We start from the raw sequence: 21,695 nt of genomic DNA, 5'->3' as shown, positions 1-21,695 counted from the left end.
AGATGTCGACGGCGATGATGTCGGCGCCCTGCTCGGCCAGCGCCACGGCGTGGCTGCGGCCCTGGCCGCGCGCGGCGCCGGTGATGACGGCCACCGTGTTGTCGAAGTCGCCCATGACTACACCTCCAGTTGTGTGCCGGTCTCGCGTTCGGCGAAGGTCACCAGCCGCGCGGCCGTGTCGTAATCGCAGGCCAGCGGCGTGCGGCCGATCAGCACCGGGCCGCCGCGCAGCCCGAACCTGCCGCTGACCCCGACGTAACTGCCCGGCGGGATCGGCTCGCTGATGCAGTACAGCGTCGGCGCCGCGCCCTCGTCGATGTCGTTGGCCAGCCGGTCGGCCACCACCTTGACCCCTTTGTGGGCCAGCGACATCAGCCGTGAGTCGCCGAGGTTCGACAGGTTGGAGGCCACCCACCCCGGGTGGGTGAGCTGCGTGACGATCGGCGATCCGGCCGCACGCAGCCTGCGGTCCAGCTCCAGGCCCCACAGCATGACCGCGAGCTTCGACTGCGCGTAGGCGCCCAGCCTCGTCCACTTGTGCCGGCGCAGATGCAGGTCGTCCAGGTGCAGCGTCGCCGACCGGTGTGCGTCGGAGCCGACGTTGATGATCTGCGAACGCACCCTTCCCAGCAGCAGATTGGTGAGCGCGAACGGTCCGAGCAGGTTGGTGCCCAGTGTCATCTCGAAGCCGTCGACCGTCTCGGTGCGCCGGTCGGTCAGGGCACCGGCGTTGTTGATCAGGATGTCGACCGGCCCGTCGATCAGATCCGCGAAGGCACGCACCGACGACAGGTCGGCGAGGTCGAGCTTGACCACGGCGGTCGACCCACCCATTTCGGTGGCGCGTTGCTTCCCGAGTTCGGTGTTGCGCACCGCCAGGATCACGTGCGCCCCGGCTTTGGCGAGCGCACGCGCCGTGCCGAGCCCGACGCCGTTGGTTGCCCCGGTCACGATCACGCGTTTGCCGGTCAGGTTGCCGAGCCGGCTCGGCGTCCACGGTAGGGTCACGGCGATCAGAGTAATGGTCGGTTCTATGTAAGTTGGACCGGTTCTGCCAACATTGTTGCGGAACAGAGCGGAAGACTCCCGAGGCGGTTCGACAATGAGTGACAGCGCCACCGAGATCACCAACCTCATCTACACCTATGCGCAGCTTCTCGACGGCGGCGACCTGGACGGCGTGGCCCGGTTATTCGAGCACGGCCGCATCTGCGGGATCCAGGACGGCCCGCCCGAGACGGTGTTCGCCGGTTCCGCCCGGGTGCGGGAGATGTATGACATGGCCACCCGGATCTACGAGGACGGCACCCCGAAGACCAAACACAACACGACCAATGTGCAGCTCTACATCGACGAGGCGGCCGGGACCGCGCAGAGCACGTCCTATTACTGCGTCACGCAGGCCACCGATGAGTTGCCGCTGCAGGTCATCGTGACCGGGCATTACAAGGACACGTTCCACCGCGTGGACGGAGCCTGGCGCTTCGACAGCCGCACCATGTTCGTCGACCAGGTCGGCGACGTCAGCCGGCATCTGAAGTTCTGACCCGTGGCATCCGCGAGCGCGTCCGACGGCCCGTTCGACCCGGCCGCCGTGCTGGCCGATGCGCAACGCAAGGAAGAGCTAAGCGATTGGGGCCCAGGCGAATTCGACGGCGCGCTGCGGATGTTGCTGGCCGACTATGCCCGCACCGACCTCAACGGCCTCAATGCCCAGGGCGTGCACATCCTGCGGTCCGGCATCGTGCACAGCCTGCGGATGCGGCTGCGCGCGCAGGAGTGGATCCGCCGGCACCCGGAGATCCTCGACGAGCGGGTGGCCGCGCCGATCGTGGTCGTCGGGATGATGCGCAGCGGCACCACGCTGCTGCAGCGGCTGCTGGCCGCCGACCCGCGCTTCGTCTGCGCCTACGGCTGGGAGGTCGTCGAGGTCGCGCCGCGCCTGGACCATCGGTTCACCGACGCGCCCGATCCGCGCATCGCGATCAGCGAAGCGCGCGAAGCGAAATCCCGCGAACTGGCGCCCGAATTGTTCTCGATTCATCCGATGTATGCCAGGGAGGCCGAGGAGGAGATCGTCTTTTTGGCCGACGCGTTCTTGTCGCACGTTCCCGAGTCGGGGGCGCACCTGCCGCGATACCGGTCCTGGCTCGACGACCAGGACTTCTCCCCCGCTTACGGCTATCTGCACCGGATGCTGCAGTTCCTGCAGTGGCAGAAACGGCAGCGGGGCGCCCACGGCCGGCGCTGGGTGCTCAAATCCCCTGCGCACCTTGGGTATTTGCATCTGTTGCGTGCCCAGTTCCCCGACCTGCACCTCGTGCACATGCATCGCGACCCGCGCACCACCATCGCGTCGGGGGCCAGCCTGAACGCGACCCTGCACGCGATGCACGCCGATGCCGTCGACGTGCACCGGGTCGGTGCGCAATGGCTGGAGCGGATGGGCTGGACCAATGACCGGGCGATGGCGATCCGCGACGGCTGGACCGATCAGGATGCCGTGGTCACCGACATCGGGTTCGACGAGGCGGTGGCCGACCCGATCGGCCAGGTGGCCCGCGTCTACGACGCCGTCGGCCTGCCGCTGACCGCGCAGGCCGAGGACGCGATGCGGCGCTGGCTGGCCCACCGTCCCCGTGAGGTGCCGCGGCCGCCCTACGGACTGGAGCCCTACGGCCTGCGTCCCGAGCAGGTCGATGAGCGATTCACGTTGTACAACAAGCGTTTCGGACGGCAAATCGGAGGAACAGCGCATGCCTGAACACCCGGTCGCGACGGCGTCCCAGCACGAGCAGGAGCTGGCGGCCCTCGACCTGATCGAGCACCCTACCGTCAAGGCCGCCTACGGCGCGGTCGCCGAGACCTGGCTCGGTCGCGCCAAGGCGTCGGAGGCGATGCGCGAACGGTTCGACGACGCGTTCGCCGAGGTGATGTTCTCGGCGGCGGTGTGGTCGTCCAATCAGGACAAGCTGCGACCGAAGGTCAGTTGCATCACCCGGCTCGCGCACCCGGTGGACGGCCGTCGCATTCCCGGATCCCGGTGGGGCATCGACAATCCCGACAGCGTGTACCGGGTGATCCCGATCTCCGGCGACGAGCGCTACGAGATCCACGGCCGGGTCGGCGAGCACCGGATGACCGAGAACTACTTCACGCTGTGGGATGCGCGCATGGGGACCGTCGCCGTCCTCAACGGCCGCACCATGCAGGTCGACTCCGACGGCAGCTACACCATCACCGTCGACTCCGAGCCGGCCAACGGCCGGCCCAACCACGTGCAGACCTCGCCGGAGGCCCACGAGTTCTACATCCGCGACGTGCTGCTGGACTGGGACCTCGACGACCCGAATCATGTTGAGGTGCAACGCCTTGGCGGTCCGCCGGCCGCCCCGGCGCGCACGCTCGACGAACAGGCCGAGGCCACCGCGGCGATGATGGATTACTTCGCCAACTTCACCGGCAAGCTCAGCCACGGCGTGTACAAGATGCCCGCCAACCATTTCAATCTCGCCTGGTCGGCCGACAAGGTCGGCGCGATGCGCAATCAGGTCTATGTGATGGGCCGGTTCGACCTCGCCCCCGACGAGGCCTTCGTCGTCGACCTGAATGACGGTGGCGCCGAATACTTCACGGTGCCGCTGAGCAACATCTGGGGCACGACACTGAATCTCGTCGACCGAACCGGCAGCCTCAACAAGGCGCAGTCGGTGGCCAACGAGGACGGCAGCTACACCTTCGTGATCTCGCCCGTCGACCCCGGCGTGGCGAACTGGATCGACTCCGACGGCCTGCGGGAGGCCATCTTGACGTTGCGGATGGCGGAGTTCGGTGAGTCCGGCCCGCGCGAAGACCTCGGGGCGCGCGGCCGGGTGGTCAAGCTGGACCGGCTCGACGCCGAGGTGCCGCACCTGCCGCGGGTGAGCGAACAGCAGCGCGCGACCGACCTCGCACAGCGGCGCAACGCCTACCTGCGCCGCCTGCCGGAAGGGACGATCTGACGTGTCACGCTGGCTGATCACGGGATGCTCCACGGGCTTCGGGCGCGAAATCGCGCGCGCCGCACTGCAAGCCGGCCACAGCGTGGTGGTGACCGCGCGGCGGGCCGAGGCGGTGGCCGACATCGCCGACGAATTCGGGGACCGGGCCGTGGCCGTCGCCCTCGACGTGACCGATGCCGCCCAGATCGCGGCGGCGGTGTCCGCGGCAGACGAGGCATTTGGCGGGGTCGACGTCCTGGTCAACAACGCCGGCCACGGCTACCTGTCCTCGGTGGAAGAGGGTGAGGACGCCGAGGTCCGAAAGCTGTTCGACGTCAACTACTTCGGGGCCGTCGACATGATCAAGGCGGTGCTGCCCGCCATGCGCGCCCGCGGGTCGGGACACATCATCAACATCTCCTCGATGACCGGCCTGGTGGCCAACCCGCCCAACGCCTACTACTCCTCGACCAAGTTCGCGCTCGAGGCTCTGACCGAGGCGCTGGCCGCCGAGGTGCGCCCGCTGGGCATCAAGGTGACCGCGATCGAGCCCGGCGCGTTTCGCACCGACTGGGCGACGCGGTCGATGAAAGAATCGGGCAGCCCGATCGCCGACTACGCCGACGTGGCGGCGCGCAAGGACCTGATCAAGCAGTTCGCCGATCACCTACCCGGCGACCCGCGCAAGGTCGCCGAAGCGGTGCTGATGGTGACCACGCTCGACGAGCCGCCGCTGCGGCTACTGCTGGGCCGTGACGTGCTGAAGGCCATGCGCGACAAGCTCGCCGCGCTCTCGGCGTCGATCGAAGAGTGGAAGGCCGTCACGAAGGACGTGAATTTCGCGGACTGACGGCGCCACTCAGTCCCGCACGATGAGGACCGTCTTACCGGCGCGGCCCCTGCCGTGGTCGCGGCTTTCGAACGCCTCACGGCCCTGGTCGAGCGCGAATGTCTGGGCGATCGCGACGTGCAACCGGTCGCCGTCGACCAGCGCGGCGAGTTCGTCGAGCTGGCCCCGGTTCGGTGTGACGATGAAAAAGGTTGCGGTGACACCGAATTGCTCGGCCCGGCCCTCTGGAGGCGGTGCGGACAGGGTGACCAGCCGGCCACCGCGGCGCAGCACGCCGAACGACCGCTCCAATGTCGGCCCGCCCACCGTGTCGATGACGACGTCGTAGCCGGCACCGGGTTCGTCGAACGCCTCGGTGCGCACGTCGATCACCCGCTGCGCGCCGCACCCGCGCAGCAGGTTGGCGGTGTCGCTGCGCACGGTCGCGGTCACCCGCGCGCCCAGCAGCGCGGCCAGCTGAACCGTCAGCAGGCCCACTCCCCCGGCACCGCCGTGCACCAGCACGCTCTCGCCGGGTTGCACGGCGGCGTGGTCGACCAGCGCCTGCAGGGCGGTCAGCCCGGCCAGCGGCAGCGCGGCGGCGACGGTGTGCGAGACGGTCGACGGCCTGGTCGCCAGGTCGGCGGCGGGCACGGCGACGAAATCGGCCGCCGCGCCGTCACGGTCGAACCCGATCAACCCGTACACCTCGGCGCCCGGCGCGAAATCCGACACGTCGGCGGCGACCGCTTCGACCACGCCGGACACCTCGTGTGAGGGGATCACCGGGAGGCGGCTGGCGCCGTCGCGGGTCCAGGTCTCCTCCCACGTCAGCTCGTCGAAGGTGATCCCGGCCGCGCGTACCGCCACCAACACCTCACCCGCGGCCGGCACCGGTCGCGGGGCCCGTTCGAGCACCAGCTGCTCCGGGCCGCCCCGCCGGTGCGCGCGCAGCGCGGTCATCTCGGTCATGGCAGGCGCCAGTCGATCGCGTCGGCGCCCATGCCGGTCAGCAATTCGTTGGCGCGGCTGAACGGGCGCGAACCGAAGAACCCGCGCGACGCCGACAGCGGGGACGGATGCGGTGACTCGATGGCCACGCAATTGCCCTGGGCGAGAATGGGTTTGAGGGTCGACGCGTCGCGGCCCCACAGGACCGCCACCAGGGGCCGCGACCGCTCGGTCAGCGCCCGGATGGCGCATTCGGTCACCGCCTCCCAGCCCTTGCCGCGGTGCGACGCCGGATTGCTGGGCCGCACCGTGAGCACCCGGTTCAGCAGTAGCACGCCGCGCTGCGCCCAGGGCGTCAGGTCGCCGCAGGAGGGCTGCGGATGGCCCAGGTCCGCGGTGTACTCCTGAAAGATGTTGGCCAGACTGCGTGGCAACGGCCGCACGTCGGGCGCCACCGAAAAGCTTAGCCCCACAGCGTGTCCGGGCGTCGGGTACGGGTCCTGCCCGACGATCAGCACCCTGACGTCGTCGAAGGGATAGGTGAAGGCGCGCAACACATTCGGTCCGGCCGGCAGGTACCTGCGCCCGGCCGCGATCTCGGCCCGCAGGAACTGCCCCATCCCGGCCACCTGGTCGGCCACCGGCGCCAGCGCACTCGCCCACCCCGGCTCGACCAGTTCCCCCAGCGGACGCGCGGTCATCATCGGCTCTCCGCGATCGCGTAAACGGTCACCGCGTCACCCTAATACGACTGCCAGCCGGCGTAGCCGTTCCACTCTTGATCATCGACGAGCACCCGCGCCGGCCCGTCGAGAACCCGCCCGATGATCCGCCAACCGGCCGGCGCGGGGCCGGCGAAACACGCGACCAGGGCGTGGTCCTCGCCGCCGCCGAGCACCCAGTGCCACGGATCGGCGTCCACGGCGGCTGCGGCCGCGGCCAGCGCATCGCGGTCCGCGGCCAGCGCCGCCGTCGACAGATCCATGCCCACCCCCGACGCCTCGGCGACATGGCGCAGGTCGGCGATCAGGCCGTCGGAGATGTCGATCATCGCCTGCGCACCCGCGGCCGCCGCCACCGCGCCCTGGCCGTAGGGCGGCTCCGGCACGAGATGCCGGCGCCGCAGCTCGCCGAACTCCGTGATCTCCTTGCGCCACAGGGAAAGTCCGGCCGCCGAGCGGCCCAGGTCCCCGGCGACGGCGATCATTGCACCGGGCTGCGCGCCGGATCGCCGCACCGGCGCGCGCCCGTCCGACTCGCCCAGCACCGTCACCGAGATGACCCACTGTGGGCAGTGCACCAGGTCACCGCCGGCGATGCCGGCGCCGACCCGCTGCGCCTCGTCCCACATCCCGTCGACCAGCGCGTCCACCTGCGCCGCCGGCGTATCACCGGGCGCGCCGAAGGCGACCACGAAGGCCGTCGGCCGCCCGCCCATGGCCTCGATGTCCGCGGCGTTCTGGGCGATCGCCTTGCGGCCGATGTCGTGCGGCGTCGACCAGTCCAGCCGGAAGTGCCGGTCCTGCACCAGCATGTCGGTCGACACCAGGGCGCGCCCATCACCGGCCGCCACCAGCGCGGCATCGTCTCCGGGCCCGAGCACGACCGCGGGGGGCTGCCGGCGGCCCCGCACCAGGCGATCGATCACGGCGAACTCACCGAGCTGTTGCAGCGACGGGGACTCGCCCGATTCGTCTGGCACGCCACCCACGATAGGGCTCCCGGCGCCGCGCGGACCGGCCCGAGAATAAATTGGCGTAAGGGTCAACGAAGGCGATAGTGGTGAGCAGAAATGGGAGGTGCGCGGCGGTGGCAACCGAACCGGAAGCCGATGGCGGACCACCGCGTGCGCTGATCATCGCCGCCATCGTGCTGGCCGTCGCGACGATCGGCGTGATCCTGGCCATCGCGGCGACCCGCCAGGCGCCCCCTCGCGCGGTCGCGGTGGCCGCGGTACCGGCGCCGCAGGCCGACGGGTCCGGCTGCCGCGCGTTGCTGGGTGCGCTGCCGCAGCGGCTCGGCGATTACCAGCGCGCGCCCCTCGAGCAGCCGGCGCCCGAGGGCGCCGCCGCCTGGCGCGCCGGCCCGGACAGCGACCCGGTGGTGCTGCGCTGCGGGCTGGACCGCCCGGCCGAGTTCGTGCTCGGCGCCCCCATCCAGGTCGTCGACCGGGTGCAGTGGTTCCAGGTGAGTTCCGAACAGCAGTCCGCCGGCGACGCGGGCAGATCGACCTGGTACGCGGTGGACCGCGGGGCCTACGTGGCGCTCACGCTGCCGACCGGGTCGGGCCCGACACCGATCCAGCAGATTTCCGAGGTGATCGACCGCAGCATGCCCGCGACGCCCATCGACCCCGGCCAGCCCGGTTAGTGCCAGTCAGCGCAGGCCGACGCCGCGGGCCAATGCCGTCTCGACCATCGTCGCCAGCAGCGTCGGATAATCCACGCCGCTGGCCGCCCACATCCGCGGGTACATCGAGATCGTGGTGAATCCCGGCATCGTGTTGATCTCGTTGAGCACCGGCCCGTCCTCGGTGAGGAAGAAGTCCACCCGGGCCAGCCCCTGACAATCGATGGCCTTGAACGCCCGGACTGCCAATTGCCGTATCACGTCGGCGATTTCGTCGTCCACCTTGGCGGGCACATCCAGTTCGGCCGCGTCATCGAGGTATTTGGTCGAGAAGTCGTAGAACGAATCCTCGCGGCCACGCACCCCGGCCACCCGGATCTCGCCCAGCGTGCTGGCTTCGACTGTGCCGCCGGGCATTTCGAGTACGCCGCACTCCAACTCCCGGCCGACGATCGCCGCCTCGACGATGACCTTGGGATCATGTTGGCGCGCGGCCGCGACGGCGGCGTCCAGCTGATCCCAGCTCGACACCCGGCTCACCCCGATCGAGGAGCCGCCCCGCGCGGGTTTGACGAAGACCGGCAGGCCCAGCCGCTCGCACTCCTCGGGGCGCAGCCTCGAACGCGACGGGCGCAGCACCGCGTAGTCACCGACCGGCAATCCCTCGGCGGCGAACAGCTTCTTGGTGAATTCCTTGTCCATGCCGGCCGCGCTGGCCAGCACACCGGCCCCCACGTAGGGCACACCGGCGAGCTCCAGCAGGCCCTGGATCGTGCCGTCCTCGCCGTAGGGGCCGTGCAGCACCGGAAAGACCACGTCGACCGACGCCAAAACCTCGGTGGCGCCGGGCGCCAGGGACACCAACTGGCCGCTGCGCCGGGGATCGGCGGGTAGCGCCAGTTCGGTGCCCGATGCGGCGGTCACCTCGGGCAGTCTCCGGTCGGTGATCGCCAGCGCGGCCGGATCACCGTCGGTGAGCACCCACGACCCCTCCGGGGTGATGCCGATCGCGACCACGTCGAACCGATCCGGATCCAGGTTGCGCAGAATGCTGCCCGCCGAGACGCACGAGATGGCGTGCTCGTTGCTGCGCCCGCCGAAGACGACGGCGACGCGCACCCGCTCGCTGGCATTCACAATCTCAAGAGGCTACCGGGTGGCACCCGTCCCGGTCGGGTGGCGGCCCTTCGCCTGGCCTTTTCACTCGGGCTTGGTGCTGCGGCCCAGGAGCAGCGCGATCGCCTCGTCGACCGACAGGCCCTTGTGGCAGACCCGGTGCACGGCGTCGGTGAGGGGCATCTCGACGTCGTAACTGGCGGCCAGTGCCAGGACGGACTCGCAGGACGTCACGCCCTCGACGACGTGCCCGTCGCCGCCGTCGGGGGTGCCGCCCAGCACCGCCTGGATGTTCGCTCCCCGGCCGAGCCGCTCGCCCAGCGAACGGTTGCGGGAATGCGGTGAGCTGCAGGTGGCCACCAGATCGCCCACCCCGGCCAGCCCGGCCAGTGTGGCGCCCTTGGCACCCAGCGCGATCCCCAGCCGCATGATCTCGGCCAGGCCGCGGGTGATGATCGCCGCCGTGGTGTTCTCGCCGAGCCCAACACCGACCGCCATCCCGCACGCGAGCGCGATGACGTTCTTGCAGGCCCCGCCGACCTCGGTGCCGACCACATCGCTGTTGGTATAGGGGCGGAAGTATCCGCTGTTCAGCATGCGCTGCAGGGCGACGGCCCGACCCGAGTCGCTGCACGCGACCACGGTGGCGGCGGGCTGGGATGCGGCGATCTCGCTGGCCAGGTTCGGCCCCGAGATCACCGCGACCTGAGCCGGGTCGACGCCGGTGACCGAGACGATCACCTGACTCATCCGCATCAGCGTGCCCAGTTCGATGCCCTTGGCCAGGCTCACCAGCGTCGCGCCCTGACGAATCAGCGGCGCCCAGCGCTCGAGGTTGCTGCGCATGGTCTGCGCCGGCACGCCGAGCAGCACCGTGGACGCGTCGCGCAGGGCCTCGGCGGGGTCGGCGGTGGCGCGGATGCCCGGCGGCAGCAACGTGCCGGGCAGGTAGTCGGGGTTGTAGCGGGTGGTGTTGATCTGTTCGGCGATCTCGGGTCTGCGGGCCCACAGCGTGACCGCCGCTTCCGGCCCCCCCGCCTCGACCAGCACCTTGGCCAGCGCCGTGCCCCACGCCCCGGCACCCATGACCGCCACGGCACCCGACGATGTGCTGGTCATGTACCCCCCTGTCCGTGGTCGGTGTAGCTCACGCGGCACTTGCAGCCGCTACACCCTAGATCAGCGACGGACCGGGCGTCACGCCTGCCAGCATGTCCCGGCGGCGGGGCGTCGCTGGCAGGATGGCATCTCATGAGCGGCATACGAGCCGACGGTTCGGCCAACGGCGCGGGCGACGTCGCCCTGATCATCGCCGTCAAGAGGTTGGCCGCGGCCAAGACCCGGTTGGCCCCGGTCTTCTCGGCGCGCACCCGGGAAAGCGTGGTGCTCGCCATGCTGGCGGACACCCTGACCGCCGCCGGGCGCGTCCGAGCGCTGGGCTCGATCACCGTGATCACGCCCGACGACGCGGCGGCCGCCGCCGCCGCCGAGCTGGGCGCCGACGTGCTGGTTGATCCCACACCCGAGGGTCACCCCGATCCGCTGAACAACGCGATCGCCACCGCCGAACGCGCGGTGGGCGGCTCCTTCGCCAATGTCGTTGCGCTGCAAGGTGATTTACCCGCGTTGCAGACTCAGGAGCTGAACGAGGCGATCGCCGCCGCGCGCCAGCACCGGCGCAGCTTCGTCGCCGACCGGCTGGCCACCGGCACGGCGGCGCTGTTCGCGTTCGGAAGCCCGCTCGACCCGCGATTCGGCGCCGATTCCTCGGCGCGGCACCGCAGTTCGGGTGCGATCGAGCTGACCGGCGCCTGGCCGGGCCTGCGGTGTGACGTCGACACCCCCAGCGACCTCGCCGCCGCCCGTCGCCTCGGGGTGGGGGCAGCGACCGCGCGCGCCATCGCGACGCACTGATTTCGATCGCCGCGCGTATATCTGTCCGACGGGTGAACGTCGTCCCAACGGCGAATGGATGTCCCGGGAGCGCTAGCAGCACCCACGCGTGATGAGCAATGATCGCAGGGTGACTGAAATCGAAGCTGAGGCGCCACCCGACGAGAACTTGTGGCATTCGGGCGACTCGGCCGTGGCAGCACCACCGGCTGCGACCCAGGCCGCGCTGACCGATCTGCCGGACGACCGTTACCTCAACCGGGAACTGAGCTGGCTGGATTTCAACGCCCGCGTGCTGGCGCTGGCCGCCGACAACTCGTTGCCGTTGCTGGAACGCGCCAAGTTCCTGGCGATCTTCGCCTCCAACCTCGACGAGTTCTATATGGTGCGCGTCGCCGGCCTCAAACGCCGTGACGAGATGGGCTTGTCGGTCCGCTCGGCCGACGGTTTGACGCCGCGCAAGCAACTCGCCCTCATCGGAGAACAGACTCAGCGGATCGCGACCCGGCACGCGCGAGTGTTCCTGGATTCGGTGCGGCCGGCGCTTGCCGAGGAAGGCATCCACATCGTCACGTGGGCCGACCTCGATCAGGCCGAGCGCGACGAATTGTCGACTTATTTCACCGAACAGGTCTTCCCCGTCCTGACGCCGCTGGCCGTCGACCCGGCGCACCCGTTCCCGTTCGTCAGCGGGCTGAGCCTGAACCTGGCGGTGATGGTGCGTCAGCCCGAGGACGGCGGCCAGCACTTCGCCCGAGTCAAGGTGCCCAACAACGTCGATCGCTTCGTCGAATTGGCCGCCATCGACAATGCCGACGGCTCCGGACGGGCCATCGTCCGGTACCTGCCGACCGAAGAACTGATCGCGGCCTTCCTTCCTCTTCTGTTCCCGGGCATGGAAATCGTGGAGCATCACGCCTTCCGAATCACCCGCAACGCCGACATGGAAGTCGAGGAGGACCGCGACGAGGATCTGCTGCAGGCGCTGGAACGGGAATTGGCGCGCCGGCGGTTCGGGCCGCCGGTGCGACTCGAGATCGCCGACGACATGACCGAGGGCATGCTGGAGCTGTTGTTGCGCGAACTCGACGTGCACCCCGGTGACGTCATCGAAGTGCCCGGGCTGCTGGATCTTTCGTCGCTGTGGCAGATCTACGGACTGGACCGGCCGGCGCTCAAGGACCCCGCGTTCGTCCCGGACACCCACCCCGCCTTCGCCGATCGCGAATCCCCCAAGAGCATCTTCGCGACGCTGCGCGAGGGCGACGTCCTGGTGCACCACCCCTACGACTCCTTCTCCACCAGCGTGCAGCGCTTCATTCAGCAGGCCGCCGCGGACCCCAATGTGCTGGCGATCAAACAAACGCTGTACCGCACCTCCGGGGACTCACCGATCGTGCGGGCGCTGATCGAAGCGGCCGAGGCCGGAAAGCAGGCCGTGGCGCTCGTCGAAATCAAGGCGCGCTTCGACGAACAGGCCAACATCCGTTGGGCGCGCGCACTCGAGCAGGCGGGCGTGCACGTGGTCTACGGCCTCGTCGGGCTCAAGACGCACTGCAAGACGTGCCTGGTGGTGCGCCGCGAAGGATCGGCGATCCGGCGGTACTGCCATATCGGAACCGGCAACTACAACAGCAAGACCGCCCGCCTCTATGAGGATGTCGGCCTGCTGACGGCGAGCCCGGATATCGGTGCGGACCTCACCGATTTGTTCAATTCGCTTACCGGCTATTCGCGTAAGGTCGGCTACCGCAACCTGCTGGTGGCGCCGCACGGAATTCGCACCGGCATCATCGAACGCGTCGAACGCGAGATCGCCGCGCACCGCGAACGAGGTGACGGGCGAATTCGTCTGAAGATGAACGCGTTGGTGGACGAGCAGGTGATCGATGCGCTCTACCGGGCATCGCAGGCCGGAGTGCGGGTCGAGGTCGTGGTGCGCGGCATCTGCGCGTTGCGCCCGGGCGCCGAGGGCTTCTCCGAAAACATCGTCGTGCGCTCCATTCTCGGCCGCTTCCTGGAGCATTCGCGGATCATCCATTTCCGCAACATCAACGAATTCTGGATCGGCAGCGCCGACATGATGCACCGCAACCTCGATCGGCGCGTGGAGGTGCTGGTGCAGGTGAAGGATCCCAAGCTCACCGGGCAGCTGGACGAATTGTTCGAATCCGCACTGGATCCGTCCACCCGGTGCTGGGAACTGGGACCCGACGGGCAGTGGACCCCGGCGCCACAAGAAGGCCATACCGTGCGCGACCACCAAGTATCGTTGATGGAGCGCCATCGCAGTCCCTAGCTCTGTGCGGTGATTTCCGAGTTGTTCTTTCGGGCCGCACCTCGTTGCGTGCGGCCCTGAGGTGAATTGATCTGCAGGAGTTGAGGTGCCGACCCATAACTCGTCCACCGATCGGCGCTCGGGAAGCCGAGTGGTCTATGCCGCCGGCGCGGTGCTGTGGCGACCCGGCGATGCCGACGCCGCCGACCACGACATCGAGATCGCCGTCATCCACCGGCCGCGGTATGACGACTGGTCACTGCCCAAGGGCAAGGTGGACCCCGGCGAGACGGCCCCGGTGGCCGCCGTGCGCGAGGTGCAGGAGGAGACGGGCCAGCACGCGATCCTCGGCCGGCGGCTGAACCTGGTCAGCTATCCGATCGAGGCGGGCGTCAAAAAGGTCTTCTATTGGGCCGCGCGCGCCACCGGCGGCGAGTTCGTGCCCGGCCACGAGGTGGACGGGTTGGTGTGGCTGCCCATCGCCGAGGCGATGCAGAAGCTCGACTATGCGCAGGATCGAAAAGTGTTGCGCCACTTCAACAAAAAGCCCGCGGACACCCATACCTTATTGGTGGTCCGGCATGGCACGGCCGGGCGCAAATCGCGCTTCTCCGGCGATGACGCCAAGCGGCCGCTGGACAAACGCGGACGCGCGCAGGCCGAGGCGCTGGTTCCGCAGCTGCTCGCCTTCGGGGCGTCGCAGGTGTATGCGGCCGACCGCGTGCGCTGCCACCAGACCGTGGAACCGCTTGCCGAAGAGTTGGGCGTGCCCGTACACAACGAGCCCACCCTCACCGAAGAGGCCTACGCCAAGAATGCGAAACGCGGCCGCCACCGAATGCTCGATATCGCCGAGCAGCACGGCACGGCGGTTGTCTGCACTCAGGGCAAGGTGATTCCGGACCTGATCGCGTGGTGGTGTGAGCGCGACGGCGTGCGGCCCGACAAATCGCGCAACCACAAGGGCAGCACCTGGGTGCTGTCACTGTCTGGCGGGAAGTTGGTGGCCGCCGACCACATCGGTGGCGCGCTGGCCGCCAACGTCCGGGCCTAGCGTGATGGCGGCGGCCCGCCGCAGCGTGATGGCGGCGGCCCGCCGCACCCGGCTTCGCCGCGCTTGCGACCGCCGCAGCGTGATGGCGGCGGCCCGCCGCTAAGCGCACGAATACCCTTCGGGGGCACCGCTGCCGCCCGAAGGGTACTCGTGTCTAGAACTTGACTCCGCTTACTTGCGACCGCGGCGCGCGGTCGTCTTCTTGGCCGCGGCCTTCTTGGCCGGAGCCTTGCTCGCCGCCTTCTTGGCCGGAGCCTTGCTCGCCGCCTTCTTGGCCGGAGCCTTGGTCGCGGCCTTCTTGGCCGGAGCCTTGGTCGCGGCCTTCTTGGCCGGGGCCTTGGTCGCGGCCTTCTTGGCCGGAGCCTTGGTTGCGGCCTTGCGGGCCGGAGCCTTCTTGGCCGCGGTCTTCTTGGCCGGAGCCTTCTTGGCCGCAGCCTTCTTGGCCGGAGCCTTCTTCGCGGCGGTCTTCTTGGCCGCGCCACCACCGGCTACCACACCGCGCTTGACGGCCGGGCCGTCCGACGGGAGGCGCTGTGCGCCAGACACAACCGCTTTGAATTGGGCACCGGGGCGGAACGCCGGGACGGACGTCGGCTTAACCTTCACCGTCTCACCGGTCCGCGGGTTGCGGGCAACCCGCGCTGCGCGGCGCCGCTGTTCGAAAACGCCGAACCCGGTGATGGTGACGCTGTCGCCCTTGTGTACCGCACGCACAATGGTGTCGACAACGTTCTCGACCGCGGCGGTCGCCTGTCGACGGTCCGTGTTCAATTTAGTTGTGAGCACATCAATGAGCTCTGCCTTGTTCATCAATCCCTCCGACACTAGTGGTCCTCGATTTGAACCGACTAGTGGACACGGTAAACCCTCACCCAGCAAATTTCCAAGAGCCACGCGCAATTTCACGGCAAGGCGTCCGCCGTTTTCGCAATCCGGTTGCCGCCCTTGACCGGTGGCGGCCGTAAAAATCGGCTCGGTTTAGTTAGCCGATCAAGCAGAAAATCGGCCGCGGCCGACCGTTCAGGAGGTGGGCACAGTGCGCGGTTTCCACTCCGGGTAAGCCTTCTCGAATGACTCGATATCGTCGAGTTTCCGCAGCGTAAGGGCTATATCGTCGAGCCCCTCGAGCAATCGCCAAGCGGTGTGGTCGTCAATCTTGAACGGCAGCACCGTCGTTCCCGCGGTGATATTTCGATCTTGAAGATTGACAGTGATTTCCAAGCCCGGGCTTCCCTCGATGAGCTTCCAGAGCAGCTCCACCCCGTCCTGGGAAACTTCGGCCGCCAGCAGCCCGGCCTTGCCGGCGTTGCCCCGGAAAATGTCACCGAATCGAGACGAGATGACCACCCGGAACCCGTAGTCCATCAGCGCCCACACCGCATGCTCGCGTGAGGACCCCGTCCCGAAATCGGGTCCGGCCACTAGCACTGACCCCCGGTCAAAGGGGCTGAGGTTTAGCACGAATGACGGATCCGACCGCCAGCTGGCGAACAAGCCGTCCTCGAAACCGGTTCGGGTGACGCGCTTCAAATACACCGCCGGAATGATCTGATCCGTGTCGACATTGGAGCGCCGCAGCGGCACACCGATACCGGTGTGGGTGTGAAAAGCTTCCATGCTCAATCCCTTCGCAGTCGGATACGTCAGCTCAAATCGGCTGGAGCGGACAATGTGCCGCGAACCGCCGTCGCGGCAGCAACGGCCGGCGACACCAAATGCGTGCGGCCGCCTTTACCCTGGCGCCCTTCGAAGTTGCGGTTGGACGTCGCCGCGCACCGCTCCCCCGGCGCAAGCTGGTCGGGATTCATCCCCAGGCACATCGAGCAGCCCGCTTGGCGCCATTCGGCGCCCGCGGCGGTGAAAACCTCGCCCAGCCCTTCGGCTTCGGCCTGGGCCCGCACCCGCATCGAGCCCGGCACGACGAGCATCCGCACCCCGGGCGCGACCTTGCGACCGCGCAGCACGTCGGCGACGACGCGCAAGTCTTCGATACGACCGTTGGTACAAGAGCCCACGAACACCGTGTCGACGGCGATGTCACGCATCGGCGTGCCGGGCCGAAGGTCCATGTATGCCAACGCTTTCTCGGCCGCCTGGCGCTGCCCGTCGTCGGTCATCAGCTCGGGATCCGGCACCGCATCGGCCAGCGGCACGCCCTGGCCGGGGTTCGTCCCCCACGTCACGAACGGGCTCAGCGACGCGGCGTCGAGGTAGACCTCGGTGTCGAATTCCGCGCCGGGGTCGGTGTGCAGCTGCTCCCAATAGCGCATCGCCGCATCCCATTGCGCACCTTGCGGCGCGTGCGGACGGTCACGCAGGAAATCGAATGTGGTGTTGTCCGGAGCCACCATTCCCGCCCGGGCACCGGCTTCGATGCTCATATTGCAGACGGTCATCCGGCCCTCCATCGACAGCGATTCGATGGCGCTGCCGCGATATTCGATGACGTGCCCCTGTCCACCGCCGGTACCGATCTTGGCGATCAGGGCCAGAATGATGTCCTTGGCCGTTACGCCGGCGGGCAGCTGCCCATCGACATTGACCGCCATCGTCTTGAACGGCCGCAGCGGCAACGTCTGGGTGGCCAGCACATGCTCGACCTCCGAGGTGCCAATTCCCATGGCCAGTGCGCCGAATGCGCCGTGGGTCGACGTGTGACTGTCCCCACAGACGATCGTCATTCCCGGCTGGGTGAGGCCCAGCTGCGGCCCGACCACATGCACGATGCCCTGCTCGACATTGCCCATGGGATATAGCCGCACACCGAATTCGGCACAATTTCGCCGCAATGTCTCGACCTGGGTGCGCGACACCGGGTCGGCAATCGGCTTGTCGATATCGATGGTCGGGACGTTGTGATCCTCGGTCGCCAGCGTCAAATCGGGACGGCGGACCGGCCGGCCGGCCAGGCGCAGGCCGTCGAAGGCCTGCGGGCTGGTGACTTCGTGCACCAGGTGCAGATCGATGTAGATCAAGTCGGGCTCGCTGGAACCACCGGACACCACAACGTGGTCTTCCCAGACTTTTTCGGCCAGAGTGCGCGGTTTGGTGGCGGCCGCCGCCGCCCCTTGATCGGTTCCCATATCGGACTCGCCTCAATTCGCCTCGAGTAGCGGCCTCGCCGATCATCCGGGCTGGGATCTCAGAATGCGAGACGCTAGTATCTTCTTATGAGACAGCATAGCGGTATCGGCGTCCTGGACAAAGCCGTGGGTCTGCTGCACACGGTCTCTCAATCACCCTGTGGGTTGGCCGAACTGTGTGAGCGCACCTCGTTGCCCCGCGCCACGGCATACCGGCTGGCGGCCGCCCTTGAAGTCCACCGCCTGCTGGCGCGCGACGACGAAGGACGCTGGCTGCTCGGCCCGGCCGTCACCGAACTCGCGGCCCATGTCAACGATCCGCTGCTGGCCGCCAGCAACGCGGTGCTGCCGCTGTTGCGCGAGACCACGGGCGAAAGCGTGCAGCTGTACCGCCGCGAGGGCACCGACCGGGTGTGCGTGGCCGCGCTGGAACCCGCTGCCGGCCTTCGCGATACGGTTCCGATCGGGGCGCGACTGCCGATGACGGCCGGGTCGGGGGCGAAAGTGCTACTGGCCCATAGCGACGCGGCCACCCAGAAAGCGGTGCTCGCGACGGCGAAATTCACCGAACGCACGCTGGCCGAAGTGCGCCGGCGCGGCTGGGCCCAGAGCGTGGCCGAGCGCGAGCCGGGGGTGGCGAGTGTGTCGGCGCCAGTGCGTGACAGCCGCGGCGCCGTCGTCGCGGCCATCTCGGTGTCGGGGCCCATCGACCGGATCGGCCGGCGCCCGGGGGCCCGCTGGGCGGCCGATCTGCTGTCCGCCGCCGAGGCGCTCACCCGTCGCCTCTGAGCCACCAGCGCACAGCGGATGGCGCCCGGCCTGACAGACTGACCGCCATGGGAACCAATCAGCGCGCGAGCATCGTCATGTCCGAAGACGAGATCGCCGATTTCGTCGTCAACAGCCGCACCGGCACCCTGGCCACCATCGGCGCCGACGGCCAGCCCCACCTGACCGCCATGTGGTACGCCGTCGTCGACGGCGAGATCTGGCTGGAGACCAAGGTCAAGTCGCAAAAGGCCGTCAACCTCAAGCGCGACCCGCGGGTGAGCTTTCTGATCGAGGACGGCCACACCTACGACACACTGCGCGGGGTGTCCTTCGAGGGCGTCGCCGAAATCGTCGACGATCCCGACGTCTCACACCGCGTGGGCGTCAGCGTCTGGGAGCGCTACACCGGTCCCTACACCGACGACATGAAGCCGTTCGTGGAGCAGATGATGAACAAGCGGGTCTGTGTTCGCATCGTGGCCCGGCGGGCACGCTCGTGGGATCACCGCAAACTCGGATTGCCGGCCATGCCGGTGGGTGGATCGACAGCACCGGCGGTCTTGGGGACCGACCAGTAGCTGCGATATTTGTAGCCCCGATGGGATTCGAACCCACGCTACCGCCGTGAGAGGGCGGCGTCCTAGGCCGCTAGACGACGGGGCCAGAAACGATCCGAGCAGTCAGCATAGCTCACGCCGCTAAGCCCACCTAATCGCTTGAGGCGGAGTGAGTTTTGCTGGGGTACCAGGACTCGAACCTAGAATGGCTGAACCAGAATCAGCTGTGTTGCCAATTACACCATACCCCATTGGCCGCCTAAAACCGCTGGTCAGCGTCGATTGCGGACGTTCATGAGCTCTGTGTAGTCCGCCGCCGCCAGCCGTCGTCGGCTTTCGTAAACCGCAGTGCAGACTACCAAAGTCTGGCCGGGCACTGCGCACGCGCAGTCGTCCTCGCTCAGCCGGGGTCCCGCCCAGCCGTCTCACGCGCCGCCCGCAGCCGCGCCAGGCTGCGGTCGCGGCCAAGCAGCTCCAGTGACTCGAACAACGGCGGGCTGATCGTCGTCCCGGTGGCCCCCACCCGGATCGGACCAAACGCCTTGCGCGGTTTGAGCCCCAGTCCGTCGATGAGGGCTGCCTTGAGCGCGGCTTCGAGCTCCGGCGCCGTCCAGTCCGCCACGCCGTCCAGGGCGGCCAGCGCCGCGTCCAGCACCGCGGCGCCGTCGGGTCCGAGTTCTTTGGCGGCCGCCTTGGGGTCGATCGCGTACTCGTCGTCGTTCAGGAACCTCAGCAGGTCCCAGGCGTCGCCGAGCACCACGATCCGGGTCTGCACCAACTCGGCGGCGGTGGCGAAGGCGGCGTCGTCCAGTCCGAGGCGATGACCGTGAGTGTCGAGATAGGCGCGCAGCCTGGCGGTGAAGTCGTCGACCGTGAGCAGCCGAATGTGCTCGGCGTTGAGCGCGTCGGCCTTCTTCTGGTCGAAGCGGGCGGGATTGGAGTTGACGTTGACCACATCGAAGGCGGCGACCATCTCCTCGAGGCTGAACACGTCGTGGTCGTCGGCGATGGCCCAGCCGAGCAAGGCGAGATAGTTGAGCAGGCCTTCGGGGATGAAGCCCCGGTCGCGGTGGGCGAACAGGTTGGACTGCGGGTCGCGCTTGGAGAGTTTTTTCGTTCCCTCCCCCAATACCGTTGGCAGGTGGGCGAACTGCGGTGTGCGCTCGGCCACACCGATCCGGATCAGCGCCTGATACAGCGCCAGCTGCCGCGGGGTCGACGGCAGCAGATCCTCACCGCGCAGCACGTGGGTGATCTTCATCAGCGCGTCGTCGACCGGGTTCACCAAGGTGTACAACGGTTCTCCGTTGGCGCGGGTCAACGCGAAGTCGGGCAGGGTGCCGGCCGCGAAAGTGGTGGTCCCGCGCACCAGGTCGTCCCAGCTGAAATCCTGATCGGGCATCCGCAACCGGACCACCGGCTTGCGGCCCTCCGCCAGGAACGCGGCGCGCTGGGAATCGGTCAGCTGGCGGTCGAAATTGTCGTAGCCCAGCTTGGGATTACGGCCCGCGGCGACATGGCGCGCCTCGACCTCCTCCGGCGTGGAAAAGGCGTAGTAGGCTTCGCCCGTTTCGAGCAGCTTGGCCACCACATCGTGATAGATCTCACGGCGCAACGATTGTCGGTAAGGGCCGTAGGGTCCGCCCATCTCGGGCCCCTCGTCCCAATCCAGGCCCAGCCAGCGCAGCGCGTCGAGCAGCGCCAGATAGCTTTCCTCGCTGTCGCGCTGCGCGTCGGTGTCCTCGATGCGAAAGACGAAGGTGCCCCCGGTGTGTCGGGCGTAGGCCCAGTTGAACAGCGCCGTGCGGACCATGCCGACGTGCGGGGTGCCGGTGGGCGAGGGACAGAATCGGACCCGGACCGGGTGCGCTTGTGCGGGTGCAGTCACGATTTTCCTTTGCGGACCACGGGATTGGTGAGGGTGCCGATACCCTCGATGGTGATCGAGACGGTGTCACCGTCCTCGATGGGGCCGACACCGGCCGGCGTCCCGGTGAGGATGATGTCCCCGGGCAGCAGGGTCATCACGGCCGAGATCCACTCGACGATGGAGCCGATGTCGTGGATCAGCAGCGAGGTACGGCTGTGCTGCTTGACCTCGCCGTTGACCTCGGTACGCAATTCCAGATCGCCCGGGTCGAGCGGTTTGAGGTCGGTGACGATCCAGGGGCCGACCGGGCAGAAGGTGTCATGCCCCTTGGCCCGGGTCCACTGGCCGTCGGATTTTTGTTGATCGCGCGCCGACACGTCGTTGCCGATGGTGTAGCCGAGGATGTTCTCCGCGGCCTGGGCGGCCGAGACGTCCTTGCAGGGCCGGCCGATCACCACCGCCAGCTCGCCCTCGAAGTGCACCGGTGAAGCGTTGGCGGGCAACCGAATCGGCACGTTGGGCCCGATGATCGCGGTGTTGGGCTTGAGGAAGATCACCGGGTCCACCGGGGCGGGGCCGGTCATCTCCTTCATCTCGGCGATGTGATCGGTGTAGTTCTTTCCGATGCACACCACCTTGCTGGCCAGTATCGGGGCGAGCAGCCGAACGTCGGCCAGCGGCCATGACCGGCCGGTGAAGTTGGGCGTGCCGAATGGATGTTCGGCGATCTCCCGCGCGATCATCTCGGCGGGGTCGTTGAGATCACCCTCGATACTGACGAAGGCGACACCGTCCGGGCTGGCGATTCGACCAAGGCGCATTCGGTTGAGCCTAGTGAGGGTCGCGAGCGCGGCGAAGCCGGGCGTGGCGGGCCCGCACCATCCGGCCTAGTGAGGGTCGCGAGCGCGGCGAAGCCGGGCGTGGCGGGCCCGCACCATCCGGCCCAGTGAGGGTCGCGAGCGCG

At 68.3% G+C, this 21,695-nt stretch carries 21 protein-coding genes, 2 tRNA genes and 1 pseudogene; 10 read left to right on the top strand and 14 right to left on the bottom strand.

The genetic code is table 11. From position 1 onward, the window contains the following. Both A5659_RS29015 and A5659_RS18930 read right to left on the bottom strand, forming a co-directional pair. Positions 1-190, bottom strand: a pseudogene (locus tag A5659_RS29015) (hypothetical protein); the annotation flags it as partial. Continuing rightward, the gene (locus tag A5659_RS18930; protein WP_066861996.1) at positions 118-1,008 is read right to left on the bottom strand and encodes an SDR family NAD(P)-dependent oxidoreductase; all 891 of its coding nucleotides are present in this window, start codon (positions 1,006-1,008) and stop codon (positions 118-120) included. The gene A5659_RS18930 and the pseudogene A5659_RS29015, both read right to left, overlap by 73 nt. Before the next feature lie 94 nt (positions 1,009-1,102). Here A5659_RS18930 and A5659_RS18925 point away from each other — a divergent pair, with 94 nt between their 5' ends. The 4 genes from A5659_RS18925 to A5659_RS18910 are packed head-to-tail and all read left to right on the top strand — an operon-like array spanning position 1,103 to position 4,830. Beyond that, complete coding sequence (locus A5659_RS18925) at positions 1,103-1,546, top strand: nuclear transport factor 2 family protein (protein WP_066861998.1); 444 nt, start codon at positions 1,103-1,105, stop codon at positions 1,544-1,546. 3 nt (positions 1,547-1,549) lie between these two features. After that, complete coding sequence (locus A5659_RS18920) at positions 1,550-2,764, top strand: sulfotransferase (protein ID WP_066862001.1); 1,215 nt, start codon at positions 1,550-1,552, stop codon at positions 2,762-2,764. Continuing rightward, a complete protein-coding gene (locus A5659_RS18915) occupies positions 2,757-4,001 on the top strand; it encodes a DUF1214 domain-containing protein (protein ID WP_067183381.1) in 1,245 nt (414 codons plus the stop codon). Before A5659_RS18920 ends, A5659_RS18915 begins: the two co-directional genes overlap by 8 nt. A 1-nt stretch (position 4,002) precedes the next feature. After that, positions 4,003-4,830, top strand: coding sequence for an oxidoreductase (locus A5659_RS18910; protein WP_066862005.1), 828 nt, complete (start codon positions 4,003-4,005; stop codon positions 4,828-4,830). A 9-nt stretch (positions 4,831-4,839) separates the two neighbouring features. On the opposite strand, the gene A5659_RS18905 is transcribed toward A5659_RS18910, so the two are convergent. Genes A5659_RS18905 through A5659_RS18895 form a run of 3 tightly spaced genes read right to left on the bottom strand, consistent with a single transcriptional unit; the run spans position 4,840 to position 7,471 of the window. Continuing rightward, positions 4,840-5,772 carry an NADP-dependent oxidoreductase gene (locus A5659_RS18905; RefSeq protein WP_067183387.1) on the bottom strand — a complete coding sequence of 311 codons (933 nt, stop codon included), beginning with the start codon at positions 5,770-5,772 and terminating at the stop codon, positions 4,840-4,842. Between the two features lie 5 nt (positions 5,773-5,777). Further along, complete coding sequence (locus tag A5659_RS18900; protein ID WP_067183384.1) at positions 5,778-6,461, bottom strand: uracil-DNA glycosylase; 684 nt, start codon at positions 6,459-6,461, stop codon at positions 5,778-5,780. Positions 6,462-6,502: 41 nt separating this feature from the next. Further along, positions 6,503-7,471, bottom strand: a complete 969-nt coding sequence (locus A5659_RS18895; protein ID WP_067023222.1) for a thiamine-phosphate kinase — start codon at positions 7,469-7,471, stop codon at positions 6,503-6,505. Between the two features lie 98 nt (positions 7,472-7,569). Between A5659_RS18895 and A5659_RS18890 the strand changes: the two genes are divergently transcribed. After that, complete coding sequence (locus A5659_RS18890; RefSeq protein WP_066862009.1) at positions 7,570-8,130, top strand: DUF3515 domain-containing protein; 561 nt, start codon at positions 7,570-7,572, stop codon at positions 8,128-8,130. A 6-nt stretch (positions 8,131-8,136) separates the two neighbouring features. Here the strand turns inward: A5659_RS18890 and A5659_RS18885 are convergent, their stop codons facing one another. Beyond that, positions 8,137-9,246, bottom strand: coding sequence for a D-alanine--D-alanine ligase family protein (locus A5659_RS18885; protein ID WP_067183377.1), 1,110 nt, complete (start codon positions 9,244-9,246; stop codon positions 8,137-8,139). Between the two features lie 63 nt (positions 9,247-9,309). Beyond that, positions 9,310-10,344: an NAD(P)H-dependent glycerol-3-phosphate dehydrogenase gene (locus tag A5659_RS18880; RefSeq protein ID WP_066862011.1), complete on the bottom strand. Its 1,035-nt coding sequence runs from the start codon at positions 10,342-10,344 to the stop codon at positions 9,310-9,312. Between the two features lie 132 nt (positions 10,345-10,476). Here A5659_RS18880 and cofC point away from each other — a divergent pair, with 132 nt between their 5' ends. From cofC to A5659_RS18865, 3 genes are all read left to right on the top strand, one after another. Further along, positions 10,477-11,139 (top strand): 2-phospho-L-lactate guanylyltransferase, encoded by a 663-nt coding sequence (cofC, locus tag A5659_RS18875; RefSeq protein ID WP_066862014.1) that lies wholly within the window; start codon positions 10,477-10,479, stop codon positions 11,137-11,139. A gap of 88 nt (positions 11,140-11,227) precedes the next feature. After that, positions 11,228-13,417 carry an RNA degradosome polyphosphate kinase gene (locus tag A5659_RS18870; RefSeq protein WP_067183374.1) on the top strand — a complete coding sequence of 730 codons (2,190 nt, stop codon included), beginning with the start codon at positions 11,228-11,230 and terminating at the stop codon, positions 13,415-13,417. A gap of 85 nt (positions 13,418-13,502) precedes the next feature. Beyond that, on the top strand, positions 13,503-14,450 hold the full coding sequence (locus A5659_RS18865; protein WP_066862020.1) for an NUDIX hydrolase: 948 nt from the start codon (positions 13,503-13,505) through the stop codon (positions 14,448-14,450). A 171-nt stretch (positions 14,451-14,621) separates the two neighbouring features. On the opposite strand, the gene A5659_RS18860 is transcribed toward A5659_RS18865, so the two are convergent. From A5659_RS18860 to leuC, 3 genes are all read right to left on the bottom strand, one after another. Continuing rightward, complete coding sequence (locus tag A5659_RS18860) at positions 14,622-15,260, bottom strand: HU family DNA-binding protein (protein WP_066862023.1); 639 nt, start codon at positions 15,258-15,260, stop codon at positions 14,622-14,624. A 210-nt stretch (positions 15,261-15,470) separates the two neighbouring features. Continuing rightward, positions 15,471-16,067: a 3-isopropylmalate dehydratase small subunit gene (gene leuD, locus A5659_RS18855; protein WP_066862033.1), complete on the bottom strand. Its 597-nt coding sequence runs from the start codon at positions 16,065-16,067 to the stop codon at positions 15,471-15,473. Between the two features lie 26 nt (positions 16,068-16,093). Further along, positions 16,094-17,533, bottom strand: coding sequence for a 3-isopropylmalate dehydratase large subunit (gene leuC, locus A5659_RS18850; RefSeq protein WP_066862036.1), 1,440 nt, complete (start codon positions 17,531-17,533; stop codon positions 16,094-16,096). 87 nt (positions 17,534-17,620) lie between these two features. Between leuC and A5659_RS18845 the strand changes: the two genes are divergently transcribed. Together A5659_RS18845 and A5659_RS18840 are read left to right on the top strand one after the other, a co-directional pair. Beyond that, positions 17,621-18,322, top strand: a complete 702-nt coding sequence (locus tag A5659_RS18845; RefSeq protein ID WP_066862039.1) for an IclR family transcriptional regulator — start codon at positions 17,621-17,623, stop codon at positions 18,320-18,322. A 47-nt stretch (positions 18,323-18,369) separates the two neighbouring features. Next, on the top strand, positions 18,370-18,882 hold the full coding sequence (locus A5659_RS18840) for a pyridoxamine 5'-phosphate oxidase family protein (RefSeq protein ID WP_066862042.1): 513 nt from the start codon (positions 18,370-18,372) through the stop codon (positions 18,880-18,882). Positions 18,883-18,894: 12 nt separating this feature from the next. Here A5659_RS18840 and A5659_RS18835 read toward each other — a convergent pair. From A5659_RS18835 to A5659_RS18820, 4 genes are all read right to left on the bottom strand, one after another. After that, positions 18,895-18,967 (bottom strand) — tRNA-Glu (locus A5659_RS18835). Positions 18,968-19,040: 73 nt separating this feature from the next. Beyond that, a tRNA-Gln gene (locus A5659_RS18830) sits at positions 19,041-19,112 on the bottom strand. A gap of 149 nt (positions 19,113-19,261) precedes the next feature. Then, positions 19,262-20,749, bottom strand: a complete 1,488-nt coding sequence (gene gltX / locus A5659_RS18825) for a glutamate--tRNA ligase (RefSeq protein ID WP_082976121.1) — start codon at positions 20,747-20,749, stop codon at positions 19,262-19,264. After that, positions 20,746-21,552, bottom strand: coding sequence for a fumarylacetoacetate hydrolase family protein (locus A5659_RS18820; protein ID WP_066862046.1), 807 nt, complete (start codon positions 21,550-21,552; stop codon positions 20,746-20,748). The genes gltX and A5659_RS18820 overlap by 4 nt, the downstream gene beginning before the upstream one ends. Positions 21,553-21,695: the final 143 nt, after the last annotated feature.

The organism is Mycobacterium sp. 1165196.3 (assembly GCF_001673415.1).
Classification (GTDB): domain Bacteria; phylum Actinomycetota; class Actinomycetes; order Mycobacteriales; family Mycobacteriaceae; genus Mycobacterium; species Mycobacterium europaeum_A.
The sequence above is the reverse complement of the archived record's forward strand: the minus strand, read 5'-3'. Positions and strand labels throughout refer to the sequence as shown.

Excerpts from the sequence above, each read along its gene's own strand:
- A5659_RS18925 (WP_066861998.1), top strand. The coding sequence starts at position 1,103 with ATGAGTGACAGCGCCACCGAGATCACCAACCTCATCTACACCTATGCG.
- A5659_RS18915 (WP_067183381.1), top strand. The coding sequence starts at position 2,757 with ATGCCTGAACACCCGGTCGCGACGGCGTCCCAGCACGAGCAGGAGCTG.
- A5659_RS18905 (WP_067183387.1), bottom strand. The coding sequence starts at position 5,772 with ATGACCGCGCTGCGCGCGCACCGGCGGGGCGGCCCGGAGCAGCTGGTG.
- A5659_RS18900 (WP_067183384.1), bottom strand. The coding sequence starts at position 6,461 with ATGACCGCGCGTCCGCTGGGGGAACTGGTCGAGCCGGGGTGGGCGAGT.
- A5659_RS18880 (WP_066862011.1), bottom strand. The coding sequence starts at position 10,344 with ATGACCAGCACATCGTCGGGTGCCGTGGCGGTCATGGGTGCCGGGGCG.
- cofC (WP_066862014.1), top strand. The coding sequence starts at position 10,477 with ATGAGCGGCATACGAGCCGACGGTTCGGCCAACGGCGCGGGCGACGTC.
- A5659_RS18860 (WP_066862023.1), bottom strand. The coding sequence starts at position 15,260 with ATGAACAAGGCAGAGCTCATTGATGTGCTCACAACTAAATTGAACACG.
- leuD (WP_066862033.1), bottom strand. The coding sequence starts at position 16,067 with ATGGAAGCTTTTCACACCCACACCGGTATCGGTGTGCCGCTGCGGCGC.
- leuC (WP_066862036.1), bottom strand. The coding sequence starts at position 17,533 with ATGGGAACCGATCAAGGGGCGGCGGCGGCCGCCACCAAACCGCGCACT.
- A5659_RS18845 (WP_066862039.1), top strand. The coding sequence starts at position 17,621 with ATGAGACAGCATAGCGGTATCGGCGTCCTGGACAAAGCCGTGGGTCTG.
- A5659_RS18840 (WP_066862042.1), top strand. The coding sequence starts at position 18,370 with ATGGGAACCAATCAGCGCGCGAGCATCGTCATGTCCGAAGACGAGATC.
- A5659_RS18820 (WP_066862046.1), bottom strand. The coding sequence starts at position 21,552 with ATGCGCCTTGGTCGAATCGCCAGCCCGGACGGTGTCGCCTTCGTCAGT.